The following is a 9,003-nucleotide window of genomic DNA, read 5'->3' as shown; positions in this document are numbered from 1 at the left end:
GGCGGCGGCGGTGGCGGTGGCGGCGGCGACTCGACCACCTCCACCATCGACGACTCGCTGTCGTCGTCGGCCGACTCCGACTGCTGGAGCTACGCGTGGGAGTACGGCTCGCCGTCGCAGGTCGTCGTCGACCTCAGCGGGCCGTCGAGCGCCGACTTCGACCTCTACGTCAACGAGGGCTCGGGGACGTGCCCCACGACCGGGTCCTACGACTACCGCTCGTGGACCACGGACAGCGAAGAGCAGATAGTCATCGACGACCCCGACACGTCGGCCGACCTCTCGGTGCTGGTCGACAGCTACTCCGGCGGCGGCAGCTACACCGTGACCGTCACCGAAAAGGAGTAACCGCGACCGCCGACTCGGTGGCGGGACCGAACCGATAGCCGACTTCATGAGCAGGTGACCGCCGCGCCCGCGACGCGTCGCGCGGCGTCACATTCCGATTCTGCGGAACCTCGCGATGCGCTGATGCGACCGCGACGCGTAGTGTCACCCATGGAGGGGGACAAACCGACGGTCACCGTGGGGATTCTGGGGTTCCACGACAGCAGGGAGACGAAAGCCATCAGCAACGCGGTCACGGCGCTCGGCCACGAGGCTGTCTGGCTCCACGAGGAGGCGGTCGGTATCGACGTGTCGCCGTCGGGCGTCGCGCTCGACCCCGACGTCGACGTGGTGGTCAATCGGCTCCTGCTGTCGAAGTCGACGAGCCCGCTCGAAGACCTCTCTATCGCCAGTTGCTACGCCGCGGTTCGGCCCGTACTCAACGACCCGCGGAACGTCCTCTTCGCGGTCCACAAACACGCGACTTCGAGCAGACTGGCCGCCGCGGGCGTCCCGGTGCCGCACACGTACATGGCCACCGCGGACGCCAGGCTGAACGCCGCGCGAGAGGGGTTCGGGACGCCGGTCGTCTACAAGACGGCCATCGGGACCAACGGCGGAGGGACGTGGCTGGTCGACCACGACCGGGCCGTCTCGGCGACCGTCGACGGCCGGCGAGCGTTCATTCAGGAGTACGTCGACGCGAGTGAACGCCACCGCGACCTCCGAATCTATATCGTCGACGACGAGGTCGTCGGCGCGATGTACCGATACGCCCCGGCGGGTGACTGGCGCACGAACGTCGCGCTCGGCGGCGACGTCGAGGACGCGACGGAGGAACTCTCGCCGGAGGCCGCGGAAACGGCGCTCCGGGCGACGAGGGCGCTCGGTCTCGACTACGCCGGCGTCGACCTCATCGAGAGCGACGACGGCTGGGTCGTCCTCGAAGTCAACCCGACGGCGGGGTTCCGCGGGCTCTTCCGCGCCACCGGTCGGTCGCCCGCGGCGGCCATCGCCCGCCTCGCAATCGAGCGCGCCGGCGGACGCGTCGACCCGGCGCTCGTCGAGCGGGTCGGGCGCTCTCTCGACGGGACGCGACCGGCAGACGCCCCTTCGGGAATCCGCGACGAGCGAGTCCCCGTCGTCGGCCACGCGGAGCGCGTGACCGTCACCGGCGTCAGCGGGTCGAAAGCGGTGCTCGCGCGCATCGACACCGCCGCGTCGACGACGCGAATCGACCCCCGGTTGGCGGCCGACCTCGGTACCGAGCCGCCGGACGTGGTTGACGACGGCGCGCCCCCGCGAGTGGATATCGTGGTCGAACTCGCGGGGGAACGGCGGACCGTGACCGCGGTGCTCGACGAGGACGTGGGTCCGGAGACGCCGCTTCGAATCGGCCGAGACCTGCTCCGCGACTACTACGTCGACGTGCGCCGGGGCGTCCGCGGCGACGCGGGTGACTAATGAAACCGGATATATCAAGCCATTCGGTTAATTGGCTCCAACCCCTAGGATGACCGCGCCCCGTCCCCGATTCGAGAAGCCGTACTTACGCGACACGATTCGTTTCGACGACCCACCCGCGCTCGATAGCGTGGCCGTGTCGCGTCACGTCCCACGCCGGTCGCAACCCAACAGCCGGCGCACGGCGCGTCGAATCGACCACCGGACGCGGGCCATTCTCCGAAAATCGACTGACGGCGAGCGGACAGTTTCCCGTGGGGAACAATCACGATGTGGTTTATAACGATTTACTAAACGCACCGCCGGGTTTTATGTATCCAATTAACATATAATTGGGTATGTCTGAGACAGCGTCCAGAAATAATTCGAATACGTTCACAATCGTAAACGAGGTAAACGACCACGGTGCGGCGACCCTCCGCGGCGACAACGGCTCGACGTACCACGTGACCTCCTACGAGAACAGCACCTTCCGCGCCTACCTCGCGAACCACCACGCCGGCGACCGCGTGCGGATGGACATCGAGCGGGCCGGCGTTCGCGCGAACGTCTGGCAGGTGTCGGCGCTCTACCCCGGCGCTAACGAGTGACGCCGCAGGCGGCGGACGCTCACACGCGGTTTGTGACCAATCGGTCGACCGACCGCCGTGCAGACGGCCCAACCGCTGTCGCGGCGGTGGGACGAAAAACGGTGGTCGAAACCGGGCGCTACTCGTAGACTTCGAGGACTTTGCCGGCCGCGATGGTCTGTCCCATGTCGCGGATGGCGAAGCTGCCGAGTTCGGCGATTTCTGACGACGGTTCGATGCTGAGCGGCTTCTGGGGACGCAGCGTGACGACGGCGGCGTCGCCGGCCTTGATGAAGTCCGGCTCTTCCTCTGCGACCTCGCCCGACGCGGGGTCGAGCTTCTGGTCGAGCGACTCGAACGTGCAGGCGACCTGCGCCGTGTGCGCGTGGATGACCGGCGTGTAGCCCGCGGTGATGACCGACGGGTGTTGCATCACGACGATTTGCGCCTTGAACGTCTTGGCAACCGACGGCGGGTCGTCGGCCGGGCCGCAGACGTCGCCGCGGCGGATGTCGTCCTTGCCCACGCCGCGGACGTTGAAGCCGACGTTGTCGCCGGGGCCCGCCTCCGGGACCTCCTCGTGGTGCATCTCGATGGTTTTCACCTCGCCACCCGCGTCAGAGGGCATGAACCGGACGTTGTCGCCGGTCTTGAGAATCCCCGTCTCGACGCGGCCGACCGGGACCGTCCCGATGCCGGAGATGGTGTACACGTCCTGAATCGGGACGCGGAGCGGCGCGTCCGTCGGCGGTGACGGCTCTGGGAGGTTGTTGAGTGACTCCAGTACGGTCGGCCCGTCGAACCACGGCATGTTCTCCGATGGCTCGGAGATGTTGTCGCCCTCGAACGCCGAGATGGGGATGAAGCCGGCGTCGTCGGAGTTGAACCGTACCTGGTTCAGGAGCTGTTGGACCTCCTCTTTGACCTGCTTGTAGGAGTCCTCGCTGTAGTCGACGACGTCCATCTTGTTGACCGCGATGATGAGTTCCTCGATACCGAGCGTTCGGGCGAGGAAGACGTGCTCGCGGGTCTGCGGTGCGACGCCGTCGTCGGCGGCGACGACGAGAATCGCGTGGTCGGCCTGCGACGCACCCGTAATCATGTTCTTCACGAAGTCGCGGTGGCCGGGCGTGTCCACGATGGTGAAGTAGTACTTGTCCGTGTCGAAGCGCTGGTGGGCGATGTCGATGGTGACGCCGCGTTCGCGCTCCTCGGCGAGGTTGTCCATGACGTAGGCGAACTCGAAGCCCGACTTCCCCTTGGACGCCGCCTCCTCGCGGTGCTGTTCGATGATGTGTTCCGGGACGCTGCCTGTCTCGAACAGGAGCCGGCCGACGAGCGTGGACTTCCCGTGGTCGACGTGTCCGATGATGGCTAGGTTTTGGTGTGGTTTGTCTGCCATGGGTATCAGGGCGGTGTCGCCCAGTTTGATAGAATATGACACCCAAAGGTAAATCCGTTTTCCCGGGGCGAAGCGCGTCTCGCGCCGGTTCAGACGGGTCGTTGAAACGGGCTATCAGGAAACGCGAAAACTCAGGAAATCAGTCATGTCGCGGCGCAGTCGGGCGAACTGAAAGGAGAACCGAACCCCGACGAACCGCTCAGAACCCGCGCATCGCGGCGGCCATGTCGGCGAAGGTGGCCGTGCGGCGAACGGACTGCTCGTGAGCGTCGGGCGCGTCGGTGTTATCTTTTACAACAATCATAGTAACTAATTGTATCGGATGGGTAATAAATCTATCTCCGGAGACGACGGACCTCGGATGCCGAGCGGGCCTCCGTCCGAGCAATATCAAAGGATAAAGTGCTCTCCTCTCCGATGTAGTGGTATGGCTGGCGAGGATATCGACGACGTAGACAAGGCGATTCTGTACGCGCTCCAAGAGGATGCCCGGAACATGTCGTCCGGCGACATCGCGAAGCGAACGGGAACCTCGGACAGCACCGTCCGCAAGCGCATCCAGCGACTCGAATCCGACGGCGTCGTCAAGGGTTACAGCGCGAGCGTCGACTATGGGAAGTCGGGCTACCCGCTCCGAATGTTGCTCTACTGTACGGCCTCGATTCCCAAGCGGGGCGAACTCGTCCCCGAGATTCTGGAGATGGACGGCGTCGTGGCCGTCCAAGAGCTGGTCACCGGCGAACAGAACCTCCTCGTCACCGCCGTCGGCGAGACGGACAGCGACATCACCTCCATCGCGCAGGAACTCCTCGATATGGGCCTCACGGTCGCCGACGAGGTGCTCGTCCGCACGCACGAGACGACGCCGTTCGGGAAGTTCGACGCCGAGAGACACGCCGAAAACGATTCCTGAGCGGACGCGCGCACGATATCCTCGCGACGAACGGAGCGTTCACGAATCGGTCAGCGAGTCCGACGAACGACTGCAATCGCGGATCGTCGCGGAAAGTCGCCCCCGTGTGAACCGTCGCCGACATTCGGCCGTCGAACGGGCAGATAGCAGGGCATGAGGCTCGAAACGAGCGTTCTAAGCCGATTTCCCCTTCCAGAACCGGCGGTTCAAGCCGGACCGCACTCACAAAACCATAATGTTCTATAATGGCTAATTTACGAACGATTTGTGAATGTAGGTAGATTTAATAGACAATCTGTTCTCGGATGGGTGTAAGGACGACCAGTATCGGACGCCGAACGCGTTTCGGTGACCGTTCTGGTCAACGACGAATCGAACGATGTCAGGACGCACCTCGAAACCGACGGTCGGAGCACTCCCGGACGCGGCGGCGGACTCGCCGTTCGCGCCCGTCGCACTAACGAAGCTCGTGTGGGCGCTGTTCGCCGCGAGCGTCGCCGTGCTCTTCGCCCGAGTCCGACTCGGCGGCGCGTGGGAGGTTCCCGGCGTCGTCGCCGTCGACGGCCTGACCGTGCTGCTATGGGTGGTCGTGACGTTCTTCAGCGGCATCGTCCACAGCTACTCGCGCCGCTACATGGCCGGCAGTCGCCACGAGACGAGCTTCTTCGCTACCGTGTTCGGCTTCACGGTCGCCGTGATGGGCCTCGTCGCGGCCGACCACGTCGCGCTGTTTTGGCTGCTCTGGCTGGCGATGGGACTGGCGATGGCGAAACTCATCGGCATCGTCGACGGCTGGAGTCAAGCGCGGGCCGCCGCGAGCGTCGCTCGCAGGTACTTCCTCGCCAGTAGCGCGTTCCTCGGCGTCGCGCTCGCGGCTCTGTGGTGGGCGACCGGCGCGGCGACGGTCTCCGGCATCGCCGCGAGCGCCGACGGGCTCGGCGGGCCGGTGTGGCTTCTGGCCTGCGTCGCGCTCGTCCTCGCGGCGATGATTCAGTCCGCGCTCGTCCCGTTCCACGGCTGGCTCCTCTCGTCGATGACCGCCCCGACGCCCGCCTCCGCGCTGATGCACGCCGGGTTCGTCAACGCGGGCGGCATCCTGCTGCTTCGGTTCGCCCCGGTCGTGACTCTCGACGCCACGCTCATGCTCGGCATCGTGGCCGTCGGCGCGACGAGCGCCCTCCTCGGAAAGCTGCTCAAGAACGTCCAGTCGGACGTCAAGAGCGAACTCGGCTGTTCGACCATCGGACAGATGGGCTTCATGATTATGCAGGCCGGCCTCGGCTTCTTCGGAGCCGCCATCACCCACCTCATCCTGCACGGCTTCTACAAGGCGTACCACTTCCTCAGCGCGGGCGCGGCGGTCGAACACACCGCCCCGACCGACCACGACGCCCACGAGACCGGTGTCGCGGGCGCGGTCGTCGTCCTGGCGACCGGGCTGGCCGGCGGCGCGCTGTTCGCGGCGCTCACCGGGAAGGGAACGCACCTCGACAGCGGGCTCCTGCTCGTGACGTTCGTCGTGCTCACCACGCTGCACGCGGCCCGCAACGTCGTCGCGCACGCCTCGCTTCCGACGACAGTCCGCTACGGCGCGGTCCCGCTCGTCTTCTTGCCGGCAATCACCGTCTACGCGCTCGCCTACGAGGCGATTTCGAGCCTCCTGTCCGGGCTGCCGGTCGTCGAGGCCCCGGCCGAACTGAGCGCGCTCCACGCGCTCGTCGCCGGCGTCTTCCTCGTCGTCTACGCCGCGATAGAACTCGGCGTCCACGAGCGCAGCCACCGCCTCTACGTCGCGCTGTTGAACGCGAGCCAACCCGCCTCCAGCACCGTGCTGACCGCCACGGAGGACTACAATGAGTACTGAACACACCATCGAAGACAGCATCGACAAAGCGGCGACGACCGTCGGTTCGGTCTGGCCGATTCACTCGTTCGTGACGGCCAACCCGCTTTCGGGGTTCGAAGACATGCCGTTCCACGAGGCCGTCACCCAGGCCGCTGACCTCGTCGGCGGTCGCGGCTACCCGACCCCGGAGACGTTCCGGGCGGCCCTCGACGACGGGCAAATCGACCCCGACGTGCTCGCCTCGGAACTGGCCGACCGCGGCTACGAGGACGACCCCGAAACGCTGCTGGAGCGCATGGACGCCGGCGTCGAGTCGGAGCCCTCGGACGCCGAGACTGACGCCAACACCGACACCGCTCGGGTCGACCGCGTGCTGACGAAGTGGCTGTCGGCGTTCCTCGACGAGGGACAGGCCCACTGGCCGATGCCGAACCGCGAAGACGGGTTCTACAGCGCCTTCCGGTCGATGGCCGCGTACGACGGTCAGATTCCAGACGACGGAATCGTCGCCGACCTCCCCGAGTCGCCGGTCGAAACCGTCGAAGCCGCGCTGGAGTCGTATCCCCAGGGCCAGTGGGTCCCGATATTCGAGGAGCAACTCGCCGCGCTCCCCGGCTGGACCGGCTTCATCAAGCAACGCGCCGCCGACGGCGGCGAGTGGCAGTCCACGCACCCAATCACGCTCGAAGGCTACCTCGCGGCACGTCTCGCGCTCCTCGACGCGTTCGGCGTCGATGTCGAGCCGTCGACCGGTCCCGAGACCCCCAAGGCCGACGCGGCCGACGAACTCGCCGACGCGTTCCTGAGCGCGTGGGAGGCGAGTTACCGCGGCGAGGTCGTCGACCGCGTCGCCGCCGAGAGCGAGGCCCTCGACGACAGCGACTCCGCCGGCCGCCCGGACGCGCAGTTGGTCTTCTGTATCGACACGCGTTCCGAGGTCATCCGCCGCCACATCGAGGACACGGGCGACTACGAGACCCACGGCTACGCCGGCTTCTTCGGCATCCCGATGGAGTATCAGGGCTACGACGTCGATGTTGCGGTCGACGCCTGTCCCCCGATTCTCGACCCGCAGCACCACGTCTCCGAGGTCCCGACCGACAGGGAGACGAAGGCGAGTCACGACCGCTGGTCGAACCTCCGTGAGACCGCGGGCGAAGTCATCGAGTCGCTGAAGACCAACCCCGCCACCGCCTTCGGATTCGTCGAGAGCGCCGGAAGCGGGTACGGACTGGCCCTCGCGGCTCGCACGTTCGTCCCCGGTCGCGTCTCCGACCTGCTGGGAACCGCCGACGACGCGGTTCCCGACAACCACGAGTTCTGCGACCAGGCCGTCCACCGGCAGCACTCCTACGTCGGCGACCTCCCGGTGGGGCTGACCGACGAGGAGAAAGTCGAGTACGCCGCGAACGCCTTCGGACTGATGGGCTGGGAGGAGTTCGGCCGTCTCGTCGTGTTCACCGGCCACGCCAGCGAGACGGCGAACAACCCGTTCGATTCGAGTCTGGACTGCGGTGCCTGCGCCGGCAACCCCGGCGGCCCGAACGCCCGCGTCCTCGCGGCAATCTGCAACGACGAGACCGTCAAGGCTGAACTCCGCGACCGCGGGTTCGACATCCCCGAGGACACGGTGTTCGTCGCCGGCGAGCACAACACGACGACCGACGAAATCGACCTGTTCGACGGCGACGTGCCCGAGAGCCACGCCGACGACCTCGACCAGTTGCGCGCGGACCTCGCGGTCGCCCGGGAGAACGCGACCGCCGAGCGCGCCGAGTCGATGGGTGCCGACGGCTCCGCGGGTGTCAGGGAGACCGAGCGCCGCGCCGCCGACTGGGCCGAGACGCGCCCCGAGTGGGGACTGGCCGGCAACGCCGGTTTCGTCATCGGCCCCCGCGAACTGACGAGCGACCTCGACCTCGACGGCCGCGCGTTCCTCCACTCGTACGACCACTCGACGGACTCCGACGGCGACGCGCTCGAAGCGATTCTGACGGGACCGATGGTCGTCACGCAGTGGATTAACGCCCAGTACTACTTCTCGACGGTCGACAACGCCGTCTACGGCAGCGGGTCGAAGGTGACCCAGAACCCCGTCGGCAACGTCGGCGTCTACCAGGGCAACGGCGGCGACCTGATGACGGGGCTCCCGCTCCAGTCGCTGATGGCCGCCGACGACAGGCCGTACCACCAGCCGCTCCGCCTCTCGACGATTATCCACGCGCCGGTCGACCGCGTCTCCGACGTGCTGGCCGACCACGAGGAACTGACCGAACTGCTCGACAACGACTGGCTCTCGCTGACGGTCGTCGACCCGACGCAGGACCACCGCGCCTTCCACTACGAGGAGGAACTGACGTGGACGCCGGCGTCCGAACAGATCGCCGCCGAGGTCGAAGCGCGTCCAGAGTCGCCGAACGCGCCCGCCGTCGCGGACGACTGAGACCGGCCTCGCCCCGAACAGGCGGCAGCGACCCCGACG

7 protein-coding genes are annotated in these 9,003 nt (G+C 66.7%); 6 read left to right on the top strand and 1 reads right to left on the bottom strand.

The genetic code is table 11. The annotated features are described in order from the left end of the window. The 3 genes from BN984_RS19910 to BN984_RS03380 all read left to right on the top strand — a co-directional run. The coding region (locus BN984_RS19910; RefSeq protein ID WP_342339073.1) for a pre-peptidase C-terminal domain-containing protein at positions 1–348 on the top strand (348 nt) is incomplete at its 5' end. A gap of 150 nt (positions 349–498) precedes the next feature. Beyond that, complete coding sequence (locus BN984_RS03385; RefSeq protein WP_049967667.1) at positions 499–1,791, top strand: ATP-grasp domain-containing protein; 1,293 nt, start codon at positions 499–501, stop codon at positions 1,789–1,791. A 338-nt stretch (positions 1,792–2,129) separates the two neighbouring features. Further along, positions 2,130–2,381, top strand: coding sequence for a hypothetical protein (locus BN984_RS03380; protein ID WP_008095559.1), 252 nt, complete (start codon positions 2,130–2,132; stop codon positions 2,379–2,381). A 118-nt stretch (positions 2,382–2,499) separates the two neighbouring features. Here the strand turns inward: BN984_RS03380 and tuf are convergent, their stop codons facing one another. After that, positions 2,500–3,762: a translation elongation factor EF-1 subunit alpha gene (tuf, locus tag BN984_RS03375; RefSeq protein ID WP_004975270.1), complete on the bottom strand. Its 1,263-nt coding sequence runs from the start codon at positions 3,760–3,762 to the stop codon at positions 2,500–2,502. A gap of 427 nt (positions 3,763–4,189) precedes the next feature. On the opposite strand from tuf, the gene BN984_RS03370 reads away from it, so the two are divergent. The 3 genes from BN984_RS03370 to BN984_RS03360 all read left to right on the top strand — a co-directional run bounded on the left by BN984_RS03370 (position 4,190) and on the right by BN984_RS03360 (position 8,964). Next, positions 4,190–4,675, top strand: coding sequence for an Lrp/AsnC family transcriptional regulator (locus tag BN984_RS03370; protein WP_008095561.1), 486 nt, complete (start codon positions 4,190–4,192; stop codon positions 4,673–4,675). Positions 4,676–5,054: 379 nt separating this feature from the next. Further along, entirely contained in the window at positions 5,055–6,539 is a 1,485-nt protein-coding gene (locus BN984_RS03365; protein WP_049967666.1) for a proton-conducting transporter transmembrane domain-containing protein, read from the top strand. Continuing rightward, complete coding sequence (locus tag BN984_RS03360; protein ID WP_049967665.1) at positions 6,529–8,964, top strand: DUF2309 domain-containing protein; 2,436 nt, start codon at positions 6,529–6,531, stop codon at positions 8,962–8,964. The genes BN984_RS03365 and BN984_RS03360 overlap by 11 nt, the downstream gene beginning before the upstream one ends. Positions 8,965–9,003 lie beyond the last annotated feature (39 nt).

Origin of the sequence: Haloferax prahovense (assembly GCF_000723845.1) — an archaeon.
In the GTDB taxonomy this organism is placed as follows: domain Archaea; phylum Halobacteriota; class Halobacteria; order Halobacteriales; family Haloferacaceae; genus Haloferax; species Haloferax prahovense.
Note: the sequence above shows the minus strand (reverse complement) of the source record. Positions and strands in the feature narration are given on the sequence as shown.

Bases quoted from the DNA above. Each gene is read 5' to 3' on its own strand.
- BN984_RS03385 (WP_049967667.1), top strand. From the start codon at position 499: ATGGAGGGGGACAAACCGACGGTCACCGTGGGGATTCTGGGGTTCCAC.
- BN984_RS03380 (WP_008095559.1), top strand. From the start codon at position 2,130: ATGTCTGAGACAGCGTCCAGAAATAATTCGAATACGTTCACAATCGTA.
- tuf (WP_004975270.1), bottom strand. From the start codon at position 3,762: ATGGCAGACAAACCACACCAAAACCTAGCCATCATCGGACACGTCGAC.
- BN984_RS03370 (WP_008095561.1), top strand. From the start codon at position 4,190: ATGGCTGGCGAGGATATCGACGACGTAGACAAGGCGATTCTGTACGCG.
- BN984_RS03365 (WP_049967666.1), top strand. From the start codon at position 5,055: ATGTCAGGACGCACCTCGAAACCGACGGTCGGAGCACTCCCGGACGCG.
- BN984_RS03360 (WP_049967665.1), top strand. From the start codon at position 6,529: ATGAGTACTGAACACACCATCGAAGACAGCATCGACAAAGCGGCGACG.